General features: G+C 61.6%; 21 protein-coding genes and 1 pseudogene. 14 read left to right on the top strand and 8 right to left on the bottom strand.

Going from position 1 to position 26,987, the window contains the following annotated elements; translation table 11 throughout:
* Positions 1-3: 3 nt before the first annotated feature.
* The 7 genes and pseudogenes from QMG40_RS14295 to QMG40_RS14265 all read left to right on the top strand — a co-directional run bounded on the left by QMG40_RS14295 (position 4) and on the right by QMG40_RS14265 (position 8,917).
* On the top strand, positions 4-1,347 hold the full coding sequence (locus QMG40_RS14295; RefSeq protein WP_283531774.1) for an alpha-L-fucosidase: 1,344 nt from the start codon (positions 4-6) through the stop codon (positions 1,345-1,347).
* Positions 1,344-2,216, top strand: coding sequence for an ROK family protein (locus QMG40_RS14290; protein ID WP_283531773.1), 873 nt, complete (start codon positions 1,344-1,346; stop codon positions 2,214-2,216). Before QMG40_RS14295 ends, QMG40_RS14290 begins: the two co-directional genes overlap by 4 nt.
* Positions 2,217-2,233: 17 nt before the next feature.
* On the top strand, positions 2,234-3,673 hold the full coding sequence (locus tag QMG40_RS14285; RefSeq protein ID WP_283531772.1) for a sulfatase family protein: 1,440 nt from the start codon (positions 2,234-2,236) through the stop codon (positions 3,671-3,673).
* Positions 3,670-5,244, top strand: a complete 1,575-nt coding sequence (locus QMG40_RS14280; RefSeq protein ID WP_283531771.1) for a M81 family metallopeptidase — start codon at positions 3,670-3,672, stop codon at positions 5,242-5,244. Before QMG40_RS14285 ends, QMG40_RS14280 begins: the two co-directional genes overlap by 4 nt.
* A gap of 16 nt (positions 5,245-5,260) precedes the next feature.
* Positions 5,261-5,974, top strand: coding sequence for a copper homeostasis protein CutC (locus QMG40_RS14275; RefSeq protein WP_283531770.1), 714 nt, complete (start codon positions 5,261-5,263; stop codon positions 5,972-5,974).
* Positions 5,975-6,131: 157 nt separating this feature from the next.
* Positions 6,132-6,614, top strand: a pseudogene (locus QMG40_RS14270) (transposase); the annotation flags it as partial.
* A 926-nt stretch (positions 6,615-7,540) separates the two neighbouring features.
* Positions 7,541-8,917, top strand: coding sequence for an NAD-dependent succinate-semialdehyde dehydrogenase (locus tag QMG40_RS14265; RefSeq protein ID WP_283531769.1), 1,377 nt, complete (start codon positions 7,541-7,543; stop codon positions 8,915-8,917).
* Between the two features lie 65 nt (positions 8,918-8,982).
* Here QMG40_RS14265 and QMG40_RS14260 read toward each other — a convergent pair whose 3' ends face one another.
* The 4 genes from QMG40_RS14260 to QMG40_RS14245 all read right to left on the bottom strand — a co-directional run bounded on the left by QMG40_RS14260 (position 8,983) and on the right by QMG40_RS14245 (position 12,745).
* On the bottom strand, positions 8,983-9,633 hold the full coding sequence (locus QMG40_RS14260; protein ID WP_283531768.1) for an RraA family protein: 651 nt from the start codon (positions 9,631-9,633) through the stop codon (positions 8,983-8,985).
* A 3-nt stretch (positions 9,634-9,636) separates the two neighbouring features.
* Complete coding sequence (locus tag QMG40_RS14255; protein WP_283531767.1) at positions 9,637-10,032, bottom strand: RidA family protein; 396 nt, start codon at positions 10,030-10,032, stop codon at positions 9,637-9,639.
* Positions 10,029-11,384: an MFS transporter gene (locus QMG40_RS14250; RefSeq protein WP_062004795.1), complete on the bottom strand. Its 1,356-nt coding sequence runs from the start codon at positions 11,382-11,384 to the stop codon at positions 10,029-10,031. Before QMG40_RS14250 ends, QMG40_RS14255 begins: the two co-directional genes overlap by 4 nt.
* A gap of 179 nt (positions 11,385-11,563) precedes the next feature.
* Entirely contained in the window at positions 11,564-12,745 is a 1,182-nt protein-coding gene (locus QMG40_RS14245) for a helix-turn-helix domain-containing protein (protein WP_283531766.1), read from the bottom strand.
* Positions 12,746-12,872: 127 nt separating this feature from the next.
* Between QMG40_RS14245 and QMG40_RS14240 the strand changes: the two genes are divergently transcribed.
* Both QMG40_RS14240 and QMG40_RS14235 read left to right on the top strand, forming a co-directional pair.
* Positions 12,873-14,525, top strand: a complete 1,653-nt coding sequence (locus QMG40_RS14240) for a thiamine pyrophosphate-dependent enzyme (protein WP_283531765.1) — start codon at positions 12,873-12,875, stop codon at positions 14,523-14,525.
* A gap of 48 nt (positions 14,526-14,573) precedes the next feature.
* The gene (locus tag QMG40_RS14235; RefSeq protein ID WP_283531764.1) at positions 14,574-15,845 is read left to right on the top strand and encodes a M20 family metallo-hydrolase; all 1,272 of its coding nucleotides are present in this window, start codon (positions 14,574-14,576) and stop codon (positions 15,843-15,845) included.
* A 1,466-nt stretch (positions 15,846-17,311) separates the two neighbouring features.
* Here the strand turns inward: QMG40_RS14235 and QMG40_RS17410 are convergent.
* Genes QMG40_RS17410 through QMG40_RS14210 form a run of 4 tightly spaced genes read right to left on the bottom strand, consistent with a single transcriptional unit; the run spans position 17,312 to position 21,658 of the window.
* Complete coding sequence (locus tag QMG40_RS17410) at positions 17,312-18,628, bottom strand: enterochelin esterase domain-containing protein (protein ID WP_459253020.1); 1,317 nt, start codon at positions 18,626-18,628, stop codon at positions 17,312-17,314.
* Positions 18,629-18,651: 23 nt separating this feature from the next.
* On the bottom strand, positions 18,652-19,572 hold the full coding sequence (locus tag QMG40_RS14220; protein ID WP_283531763.1) for an ABC transporter ATP-binding protein: 921 nt from the start codon (positions 19,570-19,572) through the stop codon (positions 18,652-18,654).
* Positions 19,572-20,612, bottom strand: coding sequence for a FecCD family ABC transporter permease (locus QMG40_RS14215; RefSeq protein WP_283531762.1), 1,041 nt, complete (start codon positions 20,610-20,612; stop codon positions 19,572-19,574). The genes QMG40_RS14220 and QMG40_RS14215 overlap by 1 nt, the downstream gene beginning before the upstream one ends.
* Positions 20,609-21,658 (bottom strand): FecCD family ABC transporter permease, encoded by a 1,050-nt coding sequence (locus QMG40_RS14210; RefSeq protein WP_283531761.1) that lies wholly within the window; start codon positions 21,656-21,658, stop codon positions 20,609-20,611. The genes QMG40_RS14215 and QMG40_RS14210 overlap by 4 nt, the downstream gene beginning before the upstream one ends.
* Positions 21,659-22,148: 490 nt before the next feature.
* Between QMG40_RS14210 and QMG40_RS14205 the strand changes: the two genes are divergently transcribed.
* Genes QMG40_RS14205 through QMG40_RS14185 form a run of 5 tightly spaced genes read left to right on the top strand, consistent with a single transcriptional unit; the run spans position 22,149 to position 26,975 of the window.
* The gene (locus tag QMG40_RS14205; RefSeq protein WP_349361625.1) at positions 22,149-22,937 is read left to right on the top strand and encodes an SDR family oxidoreductase; all 789 of its coding nucleotides are present in this window, start codon (positions 22,149-22,151) and stop codon (positions 22,935-22,937) included.
* A 31-nt stretch (positions 22,938-22,968) separates the two neighbouring features.
* Positions 22,969-24,126: an isochorismate synthase gene (locus QMG40_RS14200; RefSeq protein ID WP_283531759.1), complete on the top strand. Its 1,158-nt coding sequence runs from the start codon at positions 22,969-22,971 to the stop codon at positions 24,124-24,126.
* 2 nt (positions 24,127-24,128) lie between these two features.
* Complete coding sequence (locus QMG40_RS14195) at positions 24,129-25,766, top strand: (2,3-dihydroxybenzoyl)adenylate synthase (RefSeq protein WP_283531848.1); 1,638 nt, start codon at positions 24,129-24,131, stop codon at positions 25,764-25,766.
* A gap of 55 nt (positions 25,767-25,821) precedes the next feature.
* Positions 25,822-26,736 carry an isochorismatase family protein gene (locus QMG40_RS14190; RefSeq protein WP_283531758.1) on the top strand — a complete coding sequence of 305 codons (915 nt, stop codon included), beginning with the start codon at positions 25,822-25,824 and terminating at the stop codon, positions 26,734-26,736.
* Positions 26,733-26,975: an MbtH family protein gene (locus QMG40_RS14185; protein ID WP_283531757.1), complete on the top strand. Its 243-nt coding sequence runs from the start codon at positions 26,733-26,735 to the stop codon at positions 26,973-26,975. The genes QMG40_RS14190 and QMG40_RS14185 overlap by 4 nt, the downstream gene beginning before the upstream one ends.
* The last annotated feature ends 12 nt before the right edge of the window (positions 26,976-26,987 follow it).

Below are 26,987 nucleotides of genomic sequence, written 5' to 3'. Positions count from 1 at the left end.
CAAATGATTAATTTTGAGGATCGTGTTGGGCCGGACTTTGGCGAACACAACCCCAGCTACCCGGACTGGGACTTTCCCACCTGGTTGGCCGACGCCAAATTCGGAATCTTTGTGCACTGGGGTCTGTACTCCGTGCCAGCCTGGGCAGAGGTTGGTGACGCCCCCACCGCAGTGGAGGATGCCTACCGCGACCACAAGTACGCAGAGTGGTATGGCAACACCGTGCGTGTTGAGGGCAGCAGCGCCCAGGCCTACCAGCGGGAGACCTTTGGCGCCGGAAGCAGCTACGAAGACCTGGCTGATGAGTGGAAAGCTGAGAAGTTCGACGCCGATGACTGCCTTGCGTTGTTCCGCCAGGCCGGTGCCAAGTACGTTGTGCCGACCGCCAAACATCACGATGGATTTTGTCTGTGGGCCACTGAAACTACTCCTTTCAACAGTGCAGCACGCGGACCCAAACGGGATCTCATGCAGGAATTTGCTGATTCCACCCGTGCTGCCGGGCTGAAATTCGGCAGCTATTTTTCCGGGGCCCTAGATTGGCACGTCAGCGATTTCCCTGCGATTGATTCGGACGCCGACGTATTCCGTCTGCGCCGTAACGACGAACATTTTGCTCGCTACGCACACGCACAGGCAACTGAACTGATCCACCGTTTTTCACCGGACATCTTGTGGAATGACATTGAATGGCCGGACGCCGGGAAGTCAGATGCCGACTTCGGTGTGGCAGCACTTTTTGGCGAGTACCTGAAGTCGGTGCCCGGCGGGATCGTCAATGACCGCTGGGGGGTTCCCTCCCACGGCTACCTGACGCGCGAATACAGTGACATTGGTGGTTTGGCCGACAAGCATTGGGAGAGCTGCCGCGGGCTGGGCCGGTCCTTTGGTGTGAACCAGCAGGAAACGGAAGCAGAAGTGCTTAGCATCGCTGAACTCGTTGCCCACCTGGTTTCGGTGGTTTCGCGCAACGGCAACTTCCTGCTGAACATCGGCCTGGCAGCCGACGGCACGGTCCCGGACATTTACCGCGAGAGGTTGTTGGGGCTTGGTGCGTGGCTGGAGACCAATGGTGATGCCATCTACCACACACGCCCCTGGTCAGGGACGCTTAGCGATGAGCAACTTTGCCACTACGCCGTCACGGTCTCGGCGGACGCAAGCTATTTGTGTGTGCTGACCCCGAATGAGCAGTTGCCAACTGCGCCGCTCCTTGTTGGTGGCGGTTCATGGCTGGGCACCGACACAGTTTCAGCGCAAACCCTCGTGGTGCCGGAGGCGCTGAGGAGCCAGCCTGTGGCCGTACTGCGTATCCCGCATCAAGGTACCACCGTAGATCCGGCATGAGCAAGCTCTGGATTGGCGTGGACATCGGCGGCACAAAGATTGCTGCCGGTCTGGTTGATTCCCACGGACGGGTGATGGCGCGTGTGCAAAAGCCGACCCCGCAGGGTGAGTCTGCCATTGCCGACACGGTGGTGGCGGTAATCCTTGAACTGATGCCCGAACCCAGCGGGCTTTTGGTGGGCGTGGCCGTTCCCGGATATGTCTCCACAGATCACCGATCGGTGCTCTATGCAGCCAATCTGGAATTGGAAAACACCATGTTGGCGGACCTGCTGGAATCCCGGCTGGACATCAGATGCCTTGTCATCAATGATGCCAACGCCGCCCTCTGGGCGGAGCACCGCTTTGGTGCTGCCCGGGAAGCACAAGATGTTGCCATGGTCACTGTGGGCACCGGCATCGGGGGCGCGCTGCTGGTCAATGGCCAGCTAGTGGTGGGGGCTCATGGTTTTGCCGGGGAGATCGGCCACATGGTGGTTGACCCTGATGGCCGGCCCTGCGGTTGTGGCAGCCGTGGCTGCCTGGATCGTTACGCCAGCGGCAGCACGCTGACCACCGTGGCCCGGACAGCTGAGGATTTTGCCGATATTGCCCACTGGTTGGGATTTGGACTGAGCCAGGTGGCGATGCTGTTTGACCCGGGCCTGTTCATTCTGGGCGGAGGTGTCAGTGCCGCCGGTGACGCACTAACACAACCAACTCAAGCCAGATTGACCGAACTTCTTGCCGAACACGGACGTCCGTCGGCGCCGCTGATCCGTGCGGCGGAACTGGGGCCAGATGCTGGATTTATTGGAGCCGCCGCCTATGTGGCGGACAACCTTGCCACTGCCCCGGCACCGGCGATATCACAGGGTTTATTAAAATAGGAAAGTAGGGTAGCTCCTTGGTAGCTCAACCAAATGTAGTGGTGGTCCTAGCTGACGATCTTGGCTGGGGTGATCTGTCCTGCTATGGTGCGGAACAGATACACACCCCCAACCTGGACAGACTGGCCCGCGATGGGGTGCGTTTCACTGATTCGCACGCGTCCTCGGCTGTGTGTACGCCCAGTCGGTACAGTTTGATGACCGGGTCGTACCCGTGGCGCAGCCCCTTGAAAAGTGGAGTCCTTGGTGGTCTTGACCCGGCCATCATTGATGCCGACGCTCCCACCCTGGCACGGGACTTCAAAGACGCAGGTTACGCCACTGCTGCGTTTGGCAAATGGCACATGGGCTTGGACTGGACGGCCCACGACGGTACCAAGCGCAACGCTTTCGCTCCCGGGTTCGCATCCCAGATGCAAGGCCACGGTCGGGAGATTGACTATGCGACCCCGTTTACCGGCGGTCCGGTGGCGCTTGGTTTTGATACGTACTTTGGAATATCCGGATCATTGGACATGCCGCCGTACTGCTTTTTGGAGCAGGACGGGGCCGTTGGGCTGCCGCTGGAAGAGAAGATCGATCTCGTCTCCTCCCAGCGTCCGGGTCTGCAAAGCCCGGGGTGGCAGGACGATGCCGTTGACACCACCGTCGTGGCGAAAGCTGCGGACTGGATACTGGAGCAGCGTGGCCGTGCCGAGCCCTTCTTCGCGTATGTTGCCACCGCCGCGCCCCACCGTCCGTGTGTTCCACCGGCATTCATTCAGGGGCGTTCCAACGCCGGATTGCGCGGAGACGGCGTGATCTTGGTTGATTGGATGGTTGGCGAACTGATGAAGGCCTTGGGCGATGACTATCAAAACACTGTCTTCGTTTTTACCTCAGATAATGGCGCCCCCACCATGTTCCCGGAAGACGGCGACGTGGTGGTGCACCGTCCCAACGGGCCGTGGCGAGGCCAAAAAGCTGATGCTTGGGAAGCTGGTCATCGGGTGCCGTTGATTGTGGCTGGCCCAGGCATTGCCCAGGATCAGATTCGTGATGAGCTGGTAAGTCTCATGGACATTCGTGCTACTTTGGCCGATCTGGTCTCCGGCGCCCATGAGGGGCCGGGGGAATTCAAAGAGCCAGGCACACTCAATGACGGCGTTTCCTTTGCCCCGCTGCTGGAGTCCAGGGACAAGAATGCAGTATCCGCTCGGGTTCTGGGGCACCAGGCTTTTGATGGGACGTTGGTTTTGCGCAGTGGTTTAGGCAAGGCAATATTTGGCACAGGATCCGGGGGCTTCTCGGAACCTGTGGGTGTCCCGGATGACACGGGGCACGGCCCCGGGCAGTTCTATGACCTGGCGCAGGATCCCGCTGAGACCACGAATCTTTGGGCCGAGAATACCTCCAAGGCATTGAACATGATTGAAACTTTTGAGCACTCCACCGGATTCAAGCGAGGCACACGATGACAGCACAGCACAAACTATTAGACCTTCCAGACCAGTCTGAGGTGTGGTGCCCGCCGCTGTCACCGGTGCAGGACGGTGGATTGGTCCGCCCCAGAATTGGAATTGCCGGGATATCGATTGAATCCAGCACGTTCTCACCCCATATCAGCGGCGCCGAAGCGTTCACCGTTCGGCGCGGTGCAGAGCTGACCGGCTATTACCCCTTCTTGAACGACGGGAGCGAGCTCAAGGAGGCCGCCGAGTGGGTGCCGTTGATGCATGCACGCTCGCTGCCCGGCGGTGCCGTGGACCCCGATCTCTACGTGGCTTTCCGGGACGAAATTGTGGAGCGCATCAAAAGTGCAGGGCCCCTTGATGCCTTGTTCTTTGACATTCACGGGGCCATGAGCGTGATCGGGCGACAGGACGCCGAAGGAGATTTGGCACACCACGTGCGCGCTGCCCTAGGTGACGCCGTGCTTATTTCAACCTCGATGGACCTCCACGGAAACGTCTCCTGGAAACTGCTCGAATGCGTTGATCTCATCACGTGCTACCGGATGGCGCCGCACGAGGATGAAATGAACACGAAGGAGCGCGCTGTCCACAACCTTCTGGGTCGGCTGCGGGCATCCAACGGCTCGGATGTGCAAAAGCGCCGCCCGCTTAAGGCATGGGTGCCCGTGCCGGTACTCTTGCCCGGTGAAAAGTCCAGCACGCGACTGGAGCCTGCCAAGGGAATCTATGATCAGGTTCCTGCCGTCACCGAGCTGGGCGGTGTCACTGACGCCGCCATTTGGGTGGGGTACGCATGGGCCGATGAACCTCGCTGTCAAGCGTACGTAGTGGTCACCGGCGATGATGAGGCAGTCATCACCCGTGAGGCCGAACGTCTGGCGCACCTGTACTGGGATGCGCGGAACGATTTTGTGTTTGTGGCCGAGACAGCCACCCTGACGGAGGGCATCCAGGCGGCAACTGCCCCTGATGCCCCGCGGCCATACTTCCTCTCCGATACCGGTGACAACCCAACAGCTGGCGGAGCCGGGGACGTTACCTGGACACTGGCCCAGTTGCTGGACAGCCAACAACTGGCGGAGGCCGATGTGAAGCTGGTGCACGCATCGATCTTTGATCCCGGTGCGGTTGCCCAGGCGGTGGCTGCCGGAGTAGGCGGTGCCGTGGATGTGGAAGCTGGCGCCCGGGTTGACCACAACGCCCATGGTCCGGTCAGGCTGCAGGGGACCGTGTATTCGATCACCGATGGTGATGCGACGGCGGGAACCCAGGCCGTCATCCAGGTAGGAAATGTCTTCTCCATTGTGACGCAGCGCCGGAAACCGTTCCACCATGTCTCTGACTTCACCCAGCTGGGTCTGGACTTGAATGAGTTTGGCATCATCGTGGTCAAGATTGGCTACTTGGAGCCGGAACTCTTTGACGCCGCGGCAGGATGGAAGCTGGCACTGACCCCTGGGGGTGTGGACCAGGACTTATTGCGTCTGGGACATTCTCATCTGGCCGATGGTGTGTTTCCTTTTTCTACGGCAGGGAACACCCCGCCCCTGACCGCCGTCGTGCATCGCCGATAGATTGTTGAAACCAGTGATGGATTTGGAAATTGCCGTCCAGGATGCTGCAGGAGCACATGCAGCCATTGAGGGTGGAGCCACCCGGGTGGAGTTGTGCACTGCGCTGCGACTGGGCGGTCTGACGCCGTCGAACGGCACCGTTGAGGCCGTGCTGGCGCAGTCACAGGGCAGATCCCATTTCTTGCAGGCACTGGTGCGTTCCCGCGGGGGAGGGTACGTTTACAACCGCGAAGAAGTGGCGGCGATGGCGTTGGAAATCAAGCATTTGAAAGCTGCCGGTGTGCATGGGGTGGTGGTTGGTGCGCTAACGCCCGAGGGGGACATCGACCTGCGGGCGTTAGACCAGTGGGTCGACGCCGCCGACGGACTTACCGTCACGTTCCACCGGGCGTTGGACGCGAGCATTGATCCGTTGGCGCAGCTCATGCGCCTGACGGCTTCGGGAGTCCGTAGAGTTCTCACCTCCGGAGGTGCCGCACGGAGCATCGACGGGCTGGCCGTCCTGGCAGACATGGTGGCGCACCGCCCCGCGGGTATTGAGATCATGGTTGGTGGGGGCGTTCGGATACAGGACATTCCCGCGTTGGCTGGGGTTGGCGTCGATGCTGTGCACCTGTCGGCACGGACGGCATTCGTTGACAAGTACCCGGCCGGACCCGGCGGTGGGACACAGGAACTGGATGCCACAAGCACCAGCCTCGTGGCACAGGCCAAAGCTGCGCTGGGCTGAGCCACTTGTTTGTCATCCCCACCAGTTCGCCATCGGCCCTTGACGAACAATGGAACAGTATTCGGCGCTAAGTGCTCGTGAACTGCCCGTCGTTCGAGAACATGGACAATATTTTCGGCTGAGCATTCTTGTAAGCCATCGGATTTGAGGCACTTAGGTTTTTCATGGTGCGGGCTGGCAGCGGTGCCGGGTCCATTTCATGCGTAACGTGCTCTCGATCGTGCCGAAGGGATCCCAAGACATGGTCGCCTCAAGCATCCGCACCGCCTTCGCCCAGCCCGACGCTGCACACGTGAACACCCCGTTCGACGAGGTCACGCGGATGCTGGCCAAGTCCCATCCGAAGGTCGCCGTGATGCTCGTCGACGCCCGGGATGACGTCCTCGCGTTCACCCGGTTCCCGGCCAGGCACTGGGGGCAGATATGGTCCACGAATCCCATCGAACGGGTGAACAAGGAGATCAAACGGCGTGCCGACGTCGTCGGACTATTCCCCAACCCGGCAGTCTTGTTGCGGCTTGCCGGCGCGGTTCTCGTCGAGCAACATGACGAATGGGAAGCAGGGGACCGCCGCTACATCTCCGAAGCGTCCATGGCCGAACTCAAGGCCATGAACACAGCACCCACCGAACCCGTATAGGAGGCGATTTTGCTCCCAGAACTCACTGCAGCATAATCAAAGAACTGACCCGCACGGTGTCGAGGCAAACTCGACCACTCCACGGGACGTAACCCGCTGACACCGCTGGTTTGCCGTGCGAGAGGGTGCGCCGCAGTTGGGTGGGAGTTCCTACCACGTCATACAAAACTCATCCTTATCAGTGCAAAGTGGAGAGTATTTAGTATCACTCGTTGTTGCAGTCGGGCCATGCAGAAACTGGTCAAAAGGGCCTATTGGCAACCCGAAATGGACCGATGGCATGACAGCGGGGTTATAAATGTTGATAACTACTGAGGGATTTTGAGCACTCAACACACTCTGACATGCGGTGACAGTCTCGGTTGGTATTTTATTACTTCGCAATTCCGGGTGTTCAGCACTGACTGTTTCGGTTCGAATATCGCATGCCGCAGGCCCACTCGATTCCGTTAGAGCATATAGATGCAACCGCGTTGGATTACTTGGCCTGTGCCCAGCGGGGGACGCTCAATGGAGATCATTCACTTGCAAGGTAGATCCGGTTAGGTCGTGGTGCAAAGCAATCAGGATGACGTTGCTAGTGCACTGACGGAGGCAGCCGATATTCGTAAATTTTTCTTCTCGATCTGCATCGAATAAAAGATCGTAGAATTCTGCTTATTCTCCAGGCAACAGAGGCGCCTCGGAGGGCGGGTTAGGCAGCGGGAGTGTCCTTCCGTGAGCATTAACTTATCCATCGAAGTATTCACTCAGAGTGTGGGTAGATCCTCAGGTTAGAGCTTGTCCACAGTCACCCTCGACGCAACTTGGAATTGAAGGTTGCGTTTGTGTCGAAAAAGTTGTTCGTTTGCCCCGGAAATTTGCCGCAGATTGGGCGCCTACACAGTGTTTCCCCACATAAGCAACGCTGCCGGTAGCGTGGAGCTATGACAGCATATAAGGTAGTGAACCCCGCCACTGGCACCACACTCGAGGAATTCCCAGAAGCAACCGATGCCGAAATAGCGTCCGCCATTGCCCAATCCCATGAGGCTTTTGCCAAGTGGCGCCACTCGCCGGTCCATGACCGCTCTAGCGTTTTACACAGGGTTGCGGACCTGTACCGCACCCAAAAGCAGTTCTTGGCGATGCTTATTACCGAGGAGATGGGCAAACCGCTGCGGGAGTCTATGGGGGAGGTAGATTTGGTGGCTGACATCTTCGACTACTACGCCACGGAGGGTCCTGGCTTCCTCGCAGATGAGTTTCTCACCGTTAAAGGCGGGGGTGAAGCCATGGTCCGCACTGCACCGGTGGGGCCGCTTCTTGGAATCATGCCGTGGAACTACCCCTACTATCAGGTTGCCCGATTTGCGGCTCCGAACCTCATGCTAGGTAATACAGTTGTGCTCAAACACGCCCCGAGCTGCCCCCGCTCAGCGCTGGCCATCGCACGGATCTTCGAAGAAGCAGCTCTTCCTGATGGCGCGTACATCAATCTCTTCGCCACTAATGATCAAGTCGCAACCATTATTGCCGATCCCCGGGTCCAGGGTGTTTCTCTGACGGGCAGTGAACGGGCGGGTTCGGCGGTCGGTGAGATTGCGGGCAAAAATCTGAAGAAGTTTGTCCTTGAACTGGGCGGCTCAGATCCCTTCATCGTGCTCGACTCCCAAGATATGGCGGCCACGGTCAAAGCCGCGGTGTCCGGGCGCATGGGAAATGGTGGACAAGCTTGCACTGCGTCTAAGCGATTCATAGTGCTGGAAGATATTTACGACGATTTCCTCGAGCCCTTTACTTCTAAAATGGCGGCTGTTGTCCCAGGCGACCCCACCAATGCCTCCACTCGCTTTGGGCCCTTGGCTTCTGAAGCTGCAGTGGAAGGAGTTATCAGCCAAGTGGATGACGCAATCGCCAAGGGTGCAACGTTGTTGACAGGAGGGACGCGCCTCCAAGGCCCAGGCGCCTTCATGCACCCTACTGTGCTGGCAGACGTGACTCCTGACATGCGTGCTTTTCACGAGGAGATTTTTGGCCCGGTGGCTGTAGTGTACAAAGTCAAGAATGCAGAGGAGGCCATCGCCTTGGCTAATGGTTCGGCCTACGGTCTCGGCGGATCGGTCTTTAGCGCCGACCCCGAAAAAGCAAAGCAGGTGGCGGATCGCCTCGACACAGGGATGGTCTGGATCAACAGCCCCACTGGAACCCAAGCCGATCTCCCTTTCGGTGGTGTCAAAGCTTCCGGTGTTGGCCGGGAACTGGCTAAGTACGGCATGAGTGAATTCGTCAACAAGAAACTCATCCGTACTCCGCTTGCATAGCCCAAAAAAAGTAGTGGCCCCGTTTCCCTTGAGAGAAACGGGGCCACTACTTTCGCCTGCAACTCCTAACCCAGTGCCAAGATGTTCTCCAGGGGCTCGTCGCTGGCAATTCGCCCGAGAATGGCTGGCTCTGCAAGATCTGAGGCTTGTGCCTTGTCGATCACAGCAGCGGCTGTGGCTTTGCTCAGAACCACCACGCCGTTGTCATCACCCATGATCAGATCACCCGGGTGCACTGTTGCGCCCCCGATGGTAACCGGAACGCCAAATAGGCCACGGCCAGAGTTGTGCCGCTTGGTTGTCAGGCAGGTGCTGCCCTGTGAGAAGACCGGCAGCACGGAACCGTCCTCCGCCGGTTCGCGGAGCTCGGCCACATCGGTGACGGGGCCGTTGACCACAATTCCGGCGGCACCCTTTGACCTGGCAGCCGCAGCAGTGACTGCGCCTACCGGGGCATGGATGGTATCGCCGCCCATGTCCAGAACCAGCACTTCGCCTCGGCGCAACCGAACCAGAGCTTGATTGACCGCGATGGCGTCTGCATCGGGAATGAGAGCGGTGGAGGCGACCCCGAGCATCCTGCTGCCAGGGACAACAGTGGCAATCATTGGCGAGCAAAAACCATCTTCCAAAAAATGCCCTAACGTGGGCAGGCTGAGCGTCCCGAGCTGGTCCAATAAGTCTTGCTCTGCCAAGTCCACAGATGGTTCAGTCATTCGCTACAGCTCCTTGACTGGTTCGATGAGTGCGGCAACGCATTCGATTTCCAGGCTGACGCCCCACAGCGAGACACACACTGAGGTTCTCGCCGGCTTGTGCGTTCCGAAAAACTCCTTATAGACGGAGTTGTACTCAGCCAGCTGCTCGATGTCCGTTAGGTAGGTGTTCACTTTAATAACATGCTCCAAGTCCGATCCGGCTTCTTCAAGAATGGCTTGAAGGTTTCGAATGGTCTGGCGCACTTGGTCCGAAAACTCCGCAGGCTGGTCAGTGAGGTCACTCCGGGCTGGGATTTGACCGGAAGTGAACACCAACCCGTTGGCTACTACGGCCTGGGAGTAAGGTCCCACGGGCGCGACATGGCCAGGTGCGGCGTGAATGCGCCTGATGCTCATTTGGAGACCTCAACACTATCTGACGGGGCATCTTCGACTTCGTGGATATTTCCGTATCGGGTTTCAGTAAGAAGCAGAAGGGCCAGCAACGAGGCGACTGCCGCGCCCATGACGTACCAAGCGATGGATGAGCTCTGACCTGTCGCGGCAAGTAGAGCCACGGTGATAGCTGGTGTGGCAGCGGAGCCCAACAGTCCGGAGAGCATGTAGGCGATAGATAGGCCGGAGTAACGAACTTTGGAGCCGAACAGTTCAGCGAGGAACGTAGCGATGGGTCCGTAGTTGGCGGAGAACGCTAGCATCATCAGGCCATAGCCGAGGAACAATAATACGGGTGATCCAGTATCCATCATCCAGAAGAGGGGGAAAGCGAGCAAAGCCTCGGCGATCACGCCGGCAAAGATGATGGGCTTACGCCCCACCTTGTCTGACAACCTGCCAAAGAATGGAATGGCAAAGAAGGCCACGATGCAGGCGAACATGACTGCCCACAGCAGCAGTGTCTTTGAGTGGCCTAGCTCCTTGGTTCCGTAGTTGACGCCTGAAGCGACCAAGAGAGTGAAGGTGCTGCCGGTGGACAGCGTGGCGATGCCGCCAAGGACTACCTGGCGCCAGTATTTCTTCATCAGGACGGCAAACGGAATTTTGGCTTTGGCGCCGGTTTGCTGGACCTTCTTGAAGGAGGGCGTTTCTTCTATGTGCAAACGGATGTAAATTCCTACTGCAACCAGAACTGCGGAGAGCAGGAAGGGGACGCGCCAACCCCAACTCAGCAGGCTTGCCTCATCGAGAGTGCTGGCCACGATCAAAAACGCAATATTGGCCAGCAAGGTTCCGATCGGGACACCGATCTGAACCATGGAACCAAAGAACCCGCGCCGATCCGCTGGAGCGTGCTCCACGGTCATCAGGACAGCACCACCCCATTCGCCACCCAGCGCGAGCCCTTGGCACAGTCGCAAGGTAAGCAGCAGTAGGGGCGCTGCGACACCAATGGTATTGAAGTCTGGAATCAAGCCAATTCCGAAGGTAGCAACACCCATGCCGATCAGGGAGATCAACAGCATTGATTTGCGGCCCACCCGGTCTCCGAAATGACCGAAAATGATGGCGCCAACCATGCGGGCCACGTAGGCCGAGGCGAAAGTCATGAACGCCAGTATGGTGCCAATCGCGCCGTCGAGATCCGGGAAGAAAATCTTGTTGAATACGAGGGCTGATGCCGTTCCGAAAAGGAACAGGTCGTACCATTCAACAGTTGTGCCAATGACACTGGCAGTGGCAATTTTCCGCATTTTGCTGCGGTCCAGTTTTTCGGCTTCCGCAGTGATACGTGTTACGTCGGTTGTCATGTGGGGCTCCAATGGTGATGATCCGGGGCGAGGAGAGTAGGAAGGAGTAACTTCAACATCTTGTTCTACTATCCATTCGAGGTGCTGTGAGTCACAAGGCGGATCCGCACACGTTTGGGAGCCTAGGATTGGGCAGATGCACACTTACGATCCGTCATTACAGCAACAACGATGACTGATTACGCCCAGGCAACAACGACGCGGGCTATTTCGGCGGGAACGGTCAGATCGATCCCGGTCACTTCTTTGAAACGTCGCAACCTGTTGAGGATGGTATTTCGGTGGCAGAACAAGGTCTCTGCAGTGACCGCAACATTGCCGTTGAGTAAAAAGCAGGTCACCGTTTCCCTTAGCCGTTCAAGCTCTTCCACACGGCAGCTGCCTAACTGCAACTCCAGGAGCGCCCTGAGGTCGACGCCAGTTTCGTCTAAGCGAGTTCTCGCAAGTCGCGCCCAGTGCTTGTCCACCGTTACGGGAGCGTGGTCAGTGGGTTTGGCCAGTTCCGAGAGAGCGGCGGCGACTCGTGCCGCGCTTGCCAACCCCATCAGGCCATCTGCAGAGACTGCAACCCCGCAGGGGATGGTTGCCACCCCAGTGGGTAGTGCATCTTGGGTACCGAATTTAAGTTCCGTGATAGGCCAGAATACGTAGGTGTAATCGGCAGACTCGTGAAGAAAGATTGGATTTGAGGGGGTGGGAAACGCGGCCAGTTTGCGGAGCTCTTCCGCCCGCTGCCCTTTGCCGGCAGCAATGGCGTATTGGGCGTCTGCATTGACATCGAAGGCACGGGCAAACCGCTCCCGTGTCTCAACATGTCGACCCTGAGCGCTGAAAAGAGCCGAGATGAATTCCTGTTTTACCCCGGCTTCTTGCTGCGCCATAGCGACTCGTGTTGATAGGTAGCTTGAATGGATCGCGGAGGCATAGTCGTCGACCACGCGCCAAACATCCTCGGCTCGTGAAGCCATTAGAGATGCATCAGCGGGGGTGGACAGGCGCAGGAGTGTGGACCAGATGATAGGAAAGTCTAGGCGCACTGCCGACATTAGGGCCTCGGCCGCCACTCCCTGGCGGGCGCGGCGCGCGCCCAAGCCGGTGGCGAACTCCACCATGCGTGGATAGTGTTCTTCGCCGGCCATGGAATTGAGGATGAGACCGATAGATACGACCGCTGAATTTTCCAACTCTTCGACAGCAAAGGAATCGCCCGAGTAACCTGCAATGGCCTGCACCCGCTCCACGAATAGCTTTTGCATGGCGGGGAGCCTGCCCTTGAGTTCCGTCACCAGCAGAACCCAGCGACCCTCGCTCGTCTCAGGTTCATCGAGCGATGGACGGAGCGGAACAGAAGGAATGTGCATAAGCACAGCCTAGACGAGGAAAATCGTTGAGCCTGGCTAGTTCCCCCCACAACCACAACTGCCATCATGGGTAGTGGCGGTCCTCACGGACGCCACTATTGTGAAAACACTTGAAAGGTTGTCTGACATGAGCTCCTCCACTTTGGCACCAGAGCGGGCCGTCTCCGCAGGGCATCTCATCGTCGCCCAGCTCGAAGCGGCAGCCATTCCTCGGGTCTATGGTGTTCCGGGGGAGAGCTATCTCGACGTGCTTGATGGGCTCCATGAATCACCTATCACCACCGTTGTCACAAGACACGAGGGCGGTGCCGGTTTCATGGCACTAGCGGAGGGAAGACTCACAGGGTTGCCGGGCATCGCCATGGTGACCCGCGGACCAGGCGCAGCCAACGCGTTCATCGCCGTTCACACCGCATACCAAGACGCCACCCCATTGATTCTCTTCGTCGGGTTGATCCCCGTAGCGGACCGAGGCCGCGAATCGTTCCAGGAATTCGATATCACCTCCTGGTTTGGAAGCACGGCCAAGAAGGTCCTGGTCCTGGACGATGCTGCCTCAGCGGCCTCGATGGTTGAGGATGCCATTCACACTGCAATGAGCGGCAGGATGGGCCCGGTGGTCATCGGACTGCCAGAAGATGTGCTGACCCACATGGTCCCCGGTGGCACCACTGTACCCATGCGCGCACGGGCCCAGAGTGGGCCGACGTCGACCGCGCTCGCCGAGCTGGGAGGCAAGCTGTCAGAGGCAAAAAAGCCACTGATCATCGTGGGCGGCGAAGGTTGGACGCAGGACTGCGGCACAGCGCTGGTATCTTGGGCCGCCAGCCACGGAGTGCCAGTGGTATCCGATTTCCGGGCCTACGACGCGGTGCCGCACGCGCTCCCGGGCGGCAACAGCTACGTTGGCAGCCTCGGCTACGCCCGAAGCGACGCGAACGCCCAGCGGCTAGACGAAGCAGATCTGCTCTTGTTCATCGGATGCCCCCGCGCAGACGTTCTCAGCGACGGGTTCACTCGGGGACTCACTGCAGAGACTGTAGTGGCAATGCCTGGAGACACTTTGGGGCACTACGGTCGGATTGACCAACACATCGTGGCAGATGTCAGTACCTTCGCCAATGAACTCGCCGAGCTGGACTTGAAGATGTCAGTTCTGCCGGAATGGCTCAAGCGTGCACGTGACGAATATGAAGCATACTCAACGCCTCACCTAGACGGCGGTTCCCACGTAGACATGAGTGCTTGTATGACGGTCCTGCGCGAAGAGCTAGAAGCAGATGCGATCATCACCTACGGTGCGGGCAACCATGCCCTGTGGCCCGCGCGGTACCTCCAGCACACTGCGGCGCAGTCCTTGGTGGCCCCCCGAAATGGCGCCATGGGAGTCGGCATCCCTGCAGCCGTGGCGGCAAGCATGGTGTACCCAAACCGCCAAGTAGTTTCCGTTGCCGGAGATGGCTGCTTCATGATGAACGGCCAAGAGATAGCAACGGCCATCGCCTACGGTGCGAAGTTTATCGTGATCGTCGTCGACAACCAATGCTTCGCAACCATCCGAGAGCACCAAGAAAACCACTACCCCGGAAGGCCATCCGGTACGGGGCTCGTAAACCCGGACTTTTCCGCACTAGCCCGGTCTTACGGCGGCTATGGGGAGCGGGTGGAGCGCACCGAGGATTTCCGCGGCGCGTTCCAGCGGGCGGTCCAAAGCGAACTACCTGCCATCCTGCACGTGTTGCAGGATCCACTAACCAGGTCCCCGAAAACATCAGATTAGCCGTCTCGCTCCGCGGTAGCCTCCCCAGACAATGCTTAAGGAACCCTCATGTTGAAAACAATTCTCGAACCCAATCCAGACAACTTCACAGGTGACGACGCCGATTTCATGGCAGACTTCGCCATGCTGTGCACCTTCGGTGCCACCGCCAACGGAGGCGTTGACAGACTAGCCGCATCCGCCGCCGACGGCCTACAACGAACGTGGTTCACACAGCTGTTGACAGACCAAGGTTTCACCGTCGAATTTGATCAGATCGGCAACCAATTCGGGACTTACGAACTGGTTCATGGTGCCCCTTACGTTCTCGTGGGTTCCCACCTCGACTCCCAGCCCACTGCCGGCCGGTACGACGGCGCATACGGCGTACTTGCCGCTGCACACGCCGCATTCCGCGTAGTTGCTGCCTACAAGAATTCCGGATCATTGCCGAAGTACAACATAGCCGTTGTCAACTGGTTTAACGAGGAAGGTTCACGCTTCAAACCCTCCATGATGGGCAGCTCCGTCTACACCAACAAGCTGGAACTCGATCAGACACTGTCGACGCAGGACCGCGACGGCGTGACGGTAGCCGAGGCGCTCGCAGCCATTGGATGCCTCGGTGCGGGGGCAGGGCCGCAGGCCGCGTGCTGTGCGGAAATCCATATTGAGCAAGGGCGCAGCATGGAGCGCGGAGGGATCACCATCGGCATTGTCGACTCAAACTGGGCCGCCAACAAATACGAATTTATTGTCAATGGCGAGCAGGCCCATACCGGATCCACTATCATCACCGACCGCAAAGATGCCCTGTTGGGCGCATCCATGCTGGTGGTAGCCGCTAGAGAGCTCGCTGATAGCTTCCCCGGCGTTCTCCACACTTCCGTGGGTCAACTAGATGTTTACCCCAACTCACCGGTGGTGGTTCCCTCACGAGTCACTTTGTTGTTAGACCTGCGCTCTGCGGATGAAGACGTGCTAGCGCAAGCCGACCTCCAACTCCACGGGCACATTGAAAAGATCGAGAGGCTGGCCAATGTGACGATTGCTAAGGAGGATTCGCACTGCTGGCCGGTGACACCTTACCAGCCAGCCGGCGTCGAACTAGCAGAGAAAGCCGCAGCCAATCTTGGACTACGCCACCAGCGTGTAAAGACCTTAGCAGGCCACGACTCCACCAATATGAAAGATATTGTCCCCACTGTCATGTTGTTCGTACCTTCAGTTGATGGCATCTCGCACAATGAGCATGAGTACACGCGTGATGAGGATATTGTCTCCGGCCTCCACATGCTCACAGATGTAGTGGGCCGACTCGCGGAAGGTGAGCTGGATTAGGCAACGTATCTGGGACGGCTCAGCTCACCTACTTAGGTATAAAGCCAATTGACGACCCTCGTTTTTCACTCTGCCATGGGCATGCGGTGTCTGGGATTCGGAACGCCGGGATGGGCTCTCACTGTCGCTTGTTGGCTGCGCTCTTGTAGGGATGAACGCTGAGTTCATCCCTACAAGGATGCCGCCGCGGCGAACTGGGGATGAATCATTGCTTTCACGGACTTCGCAACAATTTCTGTACTGTTGTTCTCGATATTTCTCTAACGGGCGACCCGATGTTAAGCCCAGGGCGGCTGAAAGGTCGTTTAGCTGGTAGTGATGCCGGCTAGCTTAAGTGCCCGACTGGGGTAGTTGCGGGCTGCGCGAGTAGCTTTGGCGAGGTTGGTTTCGCCTGTGAGCCGGAGAGTGGTGATCGCGATGTTCCTTAGAGATCCCATAACTTGTGGTGCTTCACCGTTTCTGACCTGGGAATGTTCTTCCCTCCAGGTCACGTTGCGCCGGTGGTGGAGCCCTTTGTCAATGGCCCAATGGCCGCGGATCCACACCCCCTATCTCTGAGCCGGCCCGGGAATTATGCCGCCGTTTTATGGGTGGCGACGCCGTACATAACCCCGATGGTGCCGATTGAGGCCACAACAAGTTCAGGATCAGAGTGAGGTATGCCCGATAGCCAGGAACCACGTGGGGGCGCCCAAGTCCGGTACCTTGAATTGCGCTATCTGCAGGTTCAGCGTCATGGATCGGGAGTAAAATGAGAAGGGCAATGTGTCGCTTCGTTGGCTCGACTGCGAGGACCGTGGCGCAATAGGCGGGAGTTCCCACCTCGTCATACAAAAATCATACTTTTGAAGATAGAACAGCCACTATTTAGTATCTTGCATTGTTACAAGAACATCATGCAGGGACAAGCTAATACGGCCTATTGGGAGGTTCTATCGACCCCTGATAAGCAAGCGTGGTTCATCGGTTCAAATCCGACTGTGCCCATTGATGGCCGGTAGTTGCCGATAGCCCGTAACGGTACGGGTTTTGGACATGTGGAATTATTTTCAGGGGCACCTGCGCAAGAACGCAACGTTTATCGGTTGTGATCAATCGGCAGACCGAGGTATGGGTTGCTGACCTGCCGTTTCGGCGCAGAGGAGTGATTTCAGGGTGAAAAGGCCCGCCCGAACTCATTTGAAACCCACTAGACAGGGGCTGAAGCGTGAGCACTTCCGGCGGAGAGCTTTGGATAGCTCAGTGAAACCGACTTCCGCCGCTCCGAGGGCGGCCAGTCTTCGGCAGATATCCGCCAGTATTCCTTGAAGCCCAGAGGCTGTCACCATGAGCTACTACTGCGCCCTGAGATGCGGATCAGCTAACAAATCTGGGGAGGTGACAGCGCCAACGCACTGAATCTGGAGCCGGGTATGGGGGGCTCTGTTGCATCTCACCTCCCCATTAGAACTGTGGCCAAATGCCGTTCATGACCGGCACTGCAAGTCAGTGTCTAGGAGCTCGGCGAGCCCGTGGATGAGCCAGGTGTTCCACCAGGCCCAGTCGTGACCGCCGGTGACGGTGCGCAGCCTGACGTCGGCCCCGAGCGGGACAAGGTCTGCGTAAAGCCGTTGCGTAGTCTCGTGGATGTCGGGTTCGTAGATGCCGGCTTGGAGGCGGATCGTGACCCGGTCCACCACGTCTCGCAACGGCCTGGCCAGGTCGTAGCGCCACAGCGAGGGCGACTGGGCCAGGGCCACCCCCACGAGGTGAGGGTGCCGGGCCAATTGCCACAGCGAGGCGAGTCCGCCGTAGCTGGCGCCGGAGACGATAGTCCCCGCGGCGTCGGTACGGACGGGCAGGCGTCGGCGGAGCAGCGGCAGTAGGTCAACGGCCACGAAGTCGACGGTACCGGTAGGTCCGCTAAGCTCCCGTGAGCGCGTCTCGACGTCGAGGGAGTCGATCATGGCTACGTGGATGGCGGGCACGACGCCGGCGCCCACGGCCGCGTCTAGGGTCGCCTTGAGATTGAGGTACTTCGCCCAGACCTGCCCGTCGTGCAGGAGCAGCAGTGGTGTCGGGCCCGTGGCGGATCCCGGGGGCGGGGAATACAGCCACACCGTGCGCACCCGTCCGGCGCCCGAGTCCGTGACCCTGAGGCATTCAAGGCCCGGGGCATCCTCACTGCAGGGCAGCCCGCCCTCACTGGGGTCCCCGCCCATGGCCGGGCTGCCCGCGAAAGGGCGGGGAGAGACGGTTGCCAGCCACGGGGCGGAAGGGGCCGAGGGCAGCCGCACCACCGAGGTGGGCCCGCCGTTCATGCCCGCACCCAGCAAGGGGTTGAGGGGGTCGGGCCCTCCGGCGTCGGCTGCCATGCGGATGGGTCGGCGCTCCTTGGCCGCCCGCCACGGAGCCGGGCCCGGTCCCGGGTGGACGGTGACCCGGTAGCCTGACTCCCAGTCGGCCGGCATTAGGTAGGTGAGCGCCCAGAAGCCGCAATTGCCGAGCCACTCAAACTCGCTAGCGCTCACATCCAGGTGGTTGACGAGGGCGTTGGCGGAGAGGATCACCGCCGAGGCAGCCGGATCCAGATGAAAAAAGGTCACGGCGCGGTGGGTGCTACGGCCGTCCGGGGCAGGCGCGACCAGGGGCGCCCCTGTGCCGCCTGCGAGATTCTGGAGGAACGCGTCCCGGCGCCCGGGCCCCCAGCCATCCCAAGAGGAACGGAAATGACCGCGCAACACGGGGATGGACGGTGCAGGCCCGGGAACTGGGTCCCGCGGTGCGGGGAAGGGCTCCGGCATGGCACCGGGAATTGAAGGAGCGTTCATGCCCGGGCCCTTGTTCCTACGGCGGTGGTCGCCGCCGGGCCTGCAAGCTCGTCGGGTTCCAGCGGGACCACGAGCGGCCCGCCTGTGGCCGGGTCCTCGATGACGACCGACTCGATGCCGTATACCTCGCGCATGAGCTCTGGCGTGGCGATCTCCGCGGGCGGGCCCTGCGCCACGATGCGCCCGTCTTTCATGGCGATGACGTGGTCGGCGAAGCGGAACGCCAGGGAAAGGTCGTGCAGGACCGTGACGAGGGTGTAGTTGCCGGTGCGATGAAGTCTGCGGCACAGTCGCAGTACGTCCAGCTGGTGGGCGATGTCCAGGTAAGTGGTCGGTTCGTCCAGCAACATGATGGGAGTGTCCTGTGCCAGGGCCAGGGCCAGCCACACGCGCTGTCGCTGGCCGCCGGACAATTCCCGGACGGCCCGGTCCGCGAGCTCGGTGATGCCGGTGGCGGCCATGGCCGAAGCCACCGCGGACCTGTCCTGATCCGTCCACTGCCGCAGTAGCCCCTGGTGGGGGAAGCGGCCGCGAGCCACGAGGTCGCCTACCGTGATGCCGTCCGGAGCCGTGGATGACTGCGGCAGCAGCGACAGGCGCCGGGCCACGTCGCGGGTGCGGTACCCATGGATGTCTTTGCTCTCCAGCAGTACTGTCCCGGCCGTGGGCTTGAGCAGGCGTGAAAGGGCCCGCAACAGGGTGGACTTCCCGCAGGCGTTGGGGCCGATGATGGCTGTGAAGGACGCCGGTGGGATGACAACGTCCAGCCCACGGGAAATCTGGTGGCTGTCGTAGCCGATGTCCAGGCCGTGGCCGGAGAGCACATCGGCATTCCCAGTTCCGCCGTTATATCCCGGCGAGGTGGAGGTGGTGGTCACGGAGGTTCTCCCATCAAAGGTCTTTCTTGTGGCGTGCATCAGATGTTCTTGCTCCTAGTGATAAGCCACAGCAGGTAGCAGCCGCCCACGAGCCCGGTCATCAGCCCAATCGGCACGTGCGCGCCAAGGGGCAGACGCTGCGTAAGCAGGTCGCAGGCGACCATGAGCACGGCCCCCATCAAGGCCCCGGTCCCTACGGGCACCTGGACGGAACGGGTGAGCCGGGCGGCAAGTTGTGGGCCGGCAAGCGCGACGAACGCTATCGGCCCCACCGCGGCGGTGGCCACGGCCGTCAGCCCAACGGCGGCCGCCATGGAAACGAGCCGGCTTGCCTCGACTCTCACCCCCAAGGCGCAAGCAACGTCGTCGCCCATTTCCAGCAGCCCGAGGCTGCGCCCCTGGGCGAGCAGGATCGGAAGGAGCAACAGCACGGCCACCAGCACAGGGACTGCATGATCCCAGGTTCGGGAGGCAAGTGAACCGGACAGCCACAGGTTGGCTTGGGCCGCCAGATCCTCGTTGCCCTTGGCCAGCATCAGCGTGTTCACTGCTGCAAGAAGAGCCCCGACGCCGATGCCGACCAGCACCAGGCGGAAACCTCCAGTGACCCCGCCGTGCAGGGACAAGATGTAGACGACGGCGGCCGTCACAAGCCCCCCGCAGATAGCCGCCACCGCTGTCGCCGCGGGCCCGGCGTTGAACAGCATGATCTGCGCGACAGCGCCCGTCGCGGCCCCCGTGGTGAAGCCAATGATGTCGGGAGAACCCAGGGCGTTACGTGAAATTGACTGGAACGTGGCGCCGGCTGCACCGAGGCATAGGCCGACGCTCAAGGCAGTTACAGTGCGGGGGAGGCGGATGTTCTGGACAACCAGGGAGGCTCTTGGGTCCGGCGAGGAGCCAAAGACAGCGACGAAGACTTCATGGAAGGAAAACGCGATGGTGCCTGTCTGCATGGAGATGATCCCCAGTACCCCTGCGGCCGCGGCCAGGACGAGGCCGATGCCGACAGTGCGGCCAGGCCGGGCCGGTGCGGGGATGCCGAACCTGTTCCTACGGTCGGTATAAGTGGCGCTCACAGCTGTACCAACTTCCGGCGGCGGGCCAGGGCGATGAACACCGGTGCGCCGATGACGGCGCTCATGATACCGGCACCGATCTCGCCGGGGGCAGCAATGACGCGGCCAAGGATGTCAGCGACGAGCAACAGGAGCGCGCCGATAAGCATGGAGTAGGGGAGCATGCGGCGATGGTTGGGTCCCACGATCATGCGGGCCATGTGCGGGGCTGCCAGGCCGAGAAAACCGACGGGACCGGCGGCTGCCGTGGCCGTCCCTGCCAGCAGTACGATGGCTCCAGTACCCACCAGCCACGTGGTCCGCATTTTCAGCCCCAAGGCGTTACCTAGATCGTTGCCGAGAGAGAGCGAGTCCAGACTCCGGGCCGTAGCCAGCCCTGCTAAAGCCGCAGCGATGCACGCCCCCAGGACCCACAACAGCACGTCCCAGCCCCGTCCCTGTAGGGAACCGCTGGCCCAGCTGACGTAGTTGCGCAGGCGCGTCGAGTCGCCGGCAATGATGATGATGGCGGTAAGCGAGCCGAGCATGACCGACAGCCCGGCACCGGCCAAGATTAGTCTGACAGGGTTGTTTCCGGCGTCGTGGGCCCGTCCCAATGCGTGGACCACCAGCGAAGCCGCCCCTGCCCCGGCGAAGCCGAACCACATGTACTCCTGTGGTGCAGTTGCGCCGAAGAAGGCCAGCCCTACGGCCACAGCTGCAGCCGCACCTGCGTTGACCCCGAGTATGCCGGGCTCGGCGAGAGGGTTCCGTGTCAGGGCCTGCATCAGCGCCCCAGCCAAGGCCAAGGCTGCGCCCACCACTATGGCTAATACGGAACGGGGCAGTCGCAATTCAACAACCAGCAGGTGTGTGCTCTTCCCCGGGTCGAACGCCGTCAGGGCCTGCCAGGTTTCGTTCAGCGGGATGGTGCGACTGCCCGTGGCGACGCTGGCCAGAAACAAGAGCCCCAGCAGGGCCAGGCCCAGCGTCCATCCCATGGCCGGGTGTGGGCGCCGGCGGCGCGGCGCTGCTGTCGCTGCGGGCCGCAGGTGGATGGTGGACATGACCGGGGATTCTCCTTTGGCGAGGGGGCGGGTGGCCGCAACAGCTGCGACCAACCGGGGCGGGGCATTGGATAGCCTTACCTAAGACATTGACACACTACCCTGCGGTGGAAGCCCGTTGCGAAACATGAAGAACATGCCGCAATGGCGCAAAAGTGTGGGGCGTTTCACATTCGCTGCTGCCGTGGCTGCGGGGCCCGTGCATGGAGGGGTTGTGCTGCCGAGGTGCCCGCAGCGTCCGCCGGGCGCGGGAAATCCTGCGGAATGCAGGGAACTTCGCCGCAGCTTCGCCGCAGCGAATTCCATTCAGGAAGGGGACTTGCCCATCCCCTTCGCATCCGCACACCGAGGCCGCCGGGAGTGTCGCGGGCCCTGTGGATTGAGATAACGTTACGAAAATGTTCCCTAAATAAATTAGGTAAGGCTATGCTAAGTCAGGTCAGTTAGCCGGAAGCCGGTATACCCAACAAACAACAGTGAGGCCACGACAGTGACACCAGGGACAGTGGTGCTTGTGACAGGAGCGGCAGGGGGCATCGGCAGGGCATGTGCCCTGCGGATCCGCGCCGAAAGCGGACCCGACTGCATGCTGGTTCTTGCCGACCATGATGCGGCGGGCCTTGACGGCGTGGCGGGTGAGCTCGGCGGCCCCAACGTGGTGACCGTCCCGACGGACGTGAGTGACCCGGATTCCGTGGACGGACTCTTCGAGACCATCGCGCGGCTGGACGGCCATCTGGCGGCAGTGGTCCACGCGGCCGGTGTCCTGTCGACGGGTTCCGCCCTGGCAACAGGCCTTGCGGAGTGGCGGCACGTCATGTCCGTCAACGCCGACGGTACCTTTCTGGTGGCGACCGCGGCGGCCCGTCAGCTGCTGGAAAGCCCGGCCAGGAACCGGTCAATCGTGTACATCGGATCCAACGCCGCCGGTGTGCCACGGGCCACGATGCCGGTCTATTCAGCGTCAAAGGCGGCCGCCGCCGCGCTCATGCGAGCCATCGGGCTCGAGCTGGCGCCGCAAGGAATCCGGTGCAACACCGTGTGCCCGGGATCGACGGACACCGACATGCAGCGTCGCATGTGGGGCTCTGACAGGGAAGGGGGCCTGCACTCGGTGCTCACCGGGGATCCGGCACAGTTCCGCGTCGGCATCCCGCTGGGGCGGCTGGCCGACCCCGGAGACATCGCCGACGCCGCACTTTTTCTCCTCTCCGAGCGCGCACGGCACATCACCATGCAGGACCTGTACGTCGACGGCGGCGCCACCCTGCGCGCCTGAACCCAAGGAAATCTTCAATGAAAGGCATTTCATGACCATTCAAGCAAACGAACGGCCGCTCCCCGGCCCCGCATGGCTGCGTGACCCGATTGCCGAGTACCGGCCAGGGGACTTCCTGATGTCCGGCACTGCCGGCAGCATCCTTGGCCGCGGAAGCCGGAGGCTGCGCATGACGGCGGACACCGCCCGCAAAGAGCTCGCCGACCATTGTGCGGCGACGAGCCAGCCGTCGGCCATCGCCGGCGTATTGCCTTTCCGGCCCGGCGGGATGGGTGAGTTCATCGCCCTGGACTCGACGTTGCGCGGGCCGCGCCTTCACGCCGGCACGGCGCCGCACGAGGGCGGCATTGCCGGACATGGAGCGGCCATGGCGGCTGATTCCCTTGACCACCACTACACCACGGCCGTGGCCAAGGCCCTGAAGAAGTTCTCACCGGAAGGCCTGCAAAAGGTGGTGCTCGCGCGCTCGTTGCGCACCTCGCTGGCGTCCCCGCTGGACATTGCCGAACTCTTCGCCCGGTTGGTGGGGCAAAACCCTTCGGCCTACGTCTTTGCAGCACCGCTGCCGGAGGGGCGGACGCTGGTCGGTGCGAGCCCGGAGCTCTTGGTCCGTCGCAGCGGATCCCGCGCCATCAGCAACCCGCTGGCCGGTTCGATGCCTCGCTGCGCGGACTCCGCAGCCGACCAGGCCAACGCCCGCAAGCTGCTCGGGTCCTCCAAGGACCTGCGTGAACACGCGATCGTGGTTGACATGGTTGCCGAGGTGCTCAGCGGGCTGTGCACGGGGCTGCGGGTCCCGGCCACACCCGAACTGGTCCGCACCGGCTCCATGTGGCACCTGTCCACCCACATCGAGGGACGGCTACGTGAGGAGGAAACGACGTCGCTGGACCTGGCTTTTGCGCTGCACCCGACACCGGCCGTCTGTGGCTGGCCGACCGAGGCTGCCTGCAGCCTGATCGAGGAACTCGAGGAGACAAGCCGCGGATTCTATGCCGGTGCCGTGGGGTGGATGGACGCCCAGGGCGACGGCGAATGGGCCGTGAGCATCCGCTGTGCCGAGATCGCCTCCGATGAGCTGCGCGTCCACGCCGGGGCCGGCATAGTCCCCGGCAGCGACCCGGAACTCGAACATGCCGAGACCGAGGCGAAGTTCCGCACCATCCTTGCCGGACTGGGGGTGTGCTGACCATGGGGGCGCAGGAACGGGAAATGGTGCCGTGGCCGGCCGAAGCGGCCGAGCTCTACCGAGCCCGTGGCTACTGGACCGGTGAGCGGCTCGACGCCATCGCCGCCCGGCATGCCGTGGCGACGCCGCACAGGGTGGCCCTCGTCGACGCCGACGAACGCGTTAACTATGCGGATCTTGAGGCCCGGGTCAGCCGGCTCGCGGCCGGGTTGGCCGGGTACGGGATCGCCGCCGGGACCAGGGTCATGCTGCAGCTGCCCAACAGGGTGTCCTTCGTGGTTGCCGCCCTGGCCCTGATGCGGGCAGGTGCCGTGCCCGTCTACCTGCTGCCGGCGCACAGGATCAGCGAGCTGTCCGCCATTGCCGTCCAGGCGCGCCCCGTCGCCTACATCGGGCCCGGCATCCACGACGGGTTTGACTACCGGGACATGGCCGCAACACTGGCCCGGGGCATCCCCGGGGGGCTGAAGGTTATTATCGACGGCACGCCCCGGGCAGGCCAGGAGTCCCTGGACAACGTGGCCCGGCTTGGCGCTGCCGCACCACGGGAGGCCGTGGCCGTGGACACCTCGGACTTGGCGTTCCTGCAGCTGTCCGGGGGAACCACGGGCACGCCCAAGCTCATCCCGCGCACCCACGACGACTACCTGTACTCGGTGCGCCGGAGCGTCGAGGTCAGCGGCTTTGACCGTGACACCGTGCTGTTGCTCGTGTTGCCCGCCGCACACAACTTCCCCATGAGCTCCCCAGGATTCCTGGGTGCGCTGCTCGCCGGCGGCAAGGTCGTCCTGGCCTCAAACGGTTCACCGGGGCAGGCCTTTGACCTCGTTGAGCAAGAAGGGGTCACCTGCGTGCCGCTCGTCCCGCCGCTGGCGCTGGCCTGGATGCGGGCTGCACCTGGCAGCACGGCACGGCTGGGGAGCCTGAAAACCATTCAGGTTGGCGGAGCCAAGCTCCTGCCCGAAGCGGCCCGCCGGCTCCCGCAAGTTCTGGGGGCGCGGCTTCAACAAGTTTTCGGCATGGCCGAAGGGTTGGTCTGCTACACCCGGGAGGACGACGATGAGGAAACCGTCGCCACCACTCAGGGGCGGCCCATGAGCGCGGCCGACGAGGTCCTGGTGGTCGACGACGACGGTAACCAGGTGCCCTACGGGACACCAGGACACCTGCTGACTCGTGGGCCCTACACGATCCGGGGCTACTACAGGGTGCCCGAACACAATGCCACCGCATTCACCCTCGACGGCTACTACCGCACAGGCGACATCGTGCGCGTCCTGCCCGGAGGGCACCTGAGCGTCGAAGGCCGCAGCAAGGACCAAATCAACCGCGGAGGGGAGAAGATCTCGGCCGAGGAGGTCGAGGACCACCTGCTGGCACACCCGGGGGTCCACGACGCCGCCATCGTCGCCGTCGCCGACCCCTTTCTCGGAGAGGTGTCCTGTGCCGTCATCGTGCCGGCCGAAACGCCCCTGACCAGGACGGACATTCTCGACTTCATGCGCAGTCGCGGACTCGCCGCCCACAAAATCCCGGACCGCGTCCATATTGTCGACGGATTCCCCACCACGGGCGTCGGCAAGAACAGCAGGGCGGATCTGCGCCGCACCCTAGCCGGGCAGCTTGCTGCAGTCCCGTGAGAACACCGGCGACCGGCATCCCTGACACCACCCATCAAGCACCAGGAGCAAACCCATGAAGAACGACCTGCCCCAGACCATTTCCTACACATTGCCCGGCCGCGGCGAGCTGCCGAGGCCTGCCGTGCCGTGGACCGCGGATCCCGCCCGCTCCGCGCTGCTGGTCCATGACATGCAACGCCACTTCCTGCGGCCCTATGGCACCGGGCTGGAACCAGCCCGATCCGTCGTAGCGAACACTGCCCGGCTCATTGGACAGGCCCGGCAGCAGGGGATCCCCGTGTTCTACACGGCCCAGCCGGCCCACCAGCAGCCTCGGGACAGGGCACTGCTGAACGATTTCTGGGGTGCCGGCATCGGTGCCAACGAGGAAGCCGCCCAAATCATTGACGAGCTGTCCCCGGAGGACGGAGACACGGTGCTGACCAAATGGCGCTACTCCGCTTTTCAGCGCTCCAACCTCACCGAGACCCTGCGCGAACTTGGGCGGGACCAGCTGGTCATCACCGGTGTGTACGCCCACATCGGCTGCCAGGTCTCGGCCGCGGACGCTTTCATGAACGACGTGCAGCCATTCATGGTGGCCGACGCGGTGGCCGACTTCAGTGCCGGCCACCACCGACAGGCCCTGGAATGGGTGGCGGGGCGTTGCGGGGTGGTCACCGACACCGACTCCCTTTCCACGGCATGGGCCACGGGCCAGAGCATCCGCAGGGGAATTGACGAAGTGGTGCGGGGCCATGTTGCGGAGCTGGTCTACTTGGAACCCGCGGAGATAGGCGACCACGACAACCTGCTCGAGCTCGGCCTGGACTCGATCCGGCTCATGGACCTGGTGGAGACGCTGCGCGGGGAGGGGCTGCAGGCCGCCTTCGAAGTCCTGGCCGCAGCGCCGACCATCCATGACTGGGCACGGGCGCTGGAACCAGGCGCCCCGCAGGAACTGAGCACGGCAGGGGCACCGGCATGAGCGCCACCGGCAACCCGTTCGACAACGAAGACGGCAGCTTCCTGGTCCTGGCCAACGCGGAGCAGCAACAGAGCCTGTGGCCCGAATTTATCCCGGTCCCGCTCGGATGGCACCTCATTCACGGCCCGGACTCGAGGCCTGGATGCATCGACTACATCGAACGCGAGTGGACAGACCTGCGTCCGCTGAGCCTGCGCGATCAGATCCGCGCCGCCGCACGCCAGACCACCCGCAACTGAGAAGGAAGACTC

It is taken from the genome of Arthrobacter antibioticus, from assembly GCF_030063205.1.
In the GTDB taxonomy this organism is placed as follows: Bacteria; Actinomycetota; Actinomycetes; order Actinomycetales; family Micrococcaceae; genus Specibacter.
The sequence above is the reverse complement of the archived record's forward strand: the minus strand, read 5'-3'. Positions and strand labels throughout refer to the sequence as shown.

Coding starts and splice junctions, on each gene's coding strand:
- QMG40_RS14295 (WP_283531774.1), top strand. CDS start 4: ATGATTAATTTTGAGGATCGTGTTGGGCCGGACTTTGGCGAACACAAC.
- QMG40_RS14290 (WP_283531773.1), top strand. CDS start 1,344: ATGAGCAAGCTCTGGATTGGCGTGGACATCGGCGGCACAAAGATTGCT.
- QMG40_RS14280 (WP_283531771.1), top strand. CDS start 3,670: ATGACAGCACAGCACAAACTATTAGACCTTCCAGACCAGTCTGAGGTG.
- QMG40_RS14275 (WP_283531770.1), top strand. CDS start 5,261: ATGGATTTGGAAATTGCCGTCCAGGATGCTGCAGGAGCACATGCAGCC.
- QMG40_RS14265 (WP_283531769.1), top strand. CDS start 7,541: ATGACAGCATATAAGGTAGTGAACCCCGCCACTGGCACCACACTCGAG.
- QMG40_RS14260 (WP_283531768.1), bottom strand. CDS start 9,633: ATGACTGAACCATCTGTGGACTTGGCAGAGCAAGACTTATTGGACCAG.
- QMG40_RS14255 (WP_283531767.1), bottom strand. CDS start 10,032: ATGAGCATCAGGCGCATTCACGCCGCACCTGGCCATGTCGCGCCCGTG.
- QMG40_RS14250 (WP_062004795.1), bottom strand. CDS start 11,384: ATGACAACCGACGTAACACGTATCACTGCGGAAGCCGAAAAACTGGAC.
- QMG40_RS14245 (WP_283531766.1), bottom strand. CDS start 12,745: ATGCACATTCCTTCTGTTCCGCTCCGTCCATCGCTCGATGAACCTGAG.
- QMG40_RS14240 (WP_283531765.1), top strand. CDS start 12,873: ATGAGCTCCTCCACTTTGGCACCAGAGCGGGCCGTCTCCGCAGGGCAT.
- QMG40_RS14235 (WP_283531764.1), top strand. CDS start 14,574: ATGTTGAAAACAATTCTCGAACCCAATCCAGACAACTTCACAGGTGAC.
- QMG40_RS17410 (WP_459253020.1), bottom strand. CDS start 18,628: ATGCCGGAGCCCTTCCCCGCACCGCGGGACCCAGTTCCCGGGCCTGCA.
- QMG40_RS14220 (WP_283531763.1), bottom strand. CDS start 19,572: ATGCACGCCACAAGAAAGACCTTTGATGGGAGAACCTCCGTGACCACC.
- QMG40_RS14210 (WP_283531761.1), bottom strand. CDS start 21,658: ATGTCCACCATCCACCTGCGGCCCGCAGCGACAGCAGCGCCGCGCCGC.
- QMG40_RS14200 (WP_283531759.1), top strand. CDS start 22,969: ATGACCATTCAAGCAAACGAACGGCCGCTCCCCGGCCCCGCATGGCTG.
- QMG40_RS14195 (WP_283531848.1), top strand. CDS start 24,129: ATGGGGGCGCAGGAACGGGAAATGGTGCCGTGGCCGGCCGAAGCGGCC.
- QMG40_RS14190 (WP_283531758.1), top strand. CDS start 25,822: ATGAAGAACGACCTGCCCCAGACCATTTCCTACACATTGCCCGGCCGC.
- QMG40_RS14185 (WP_283531757.1), top strand. CDS start 26,733: ATGAGCGCCACCGGCAACCCGTTCGACAACGAAGACGGCAGCTTCCTG.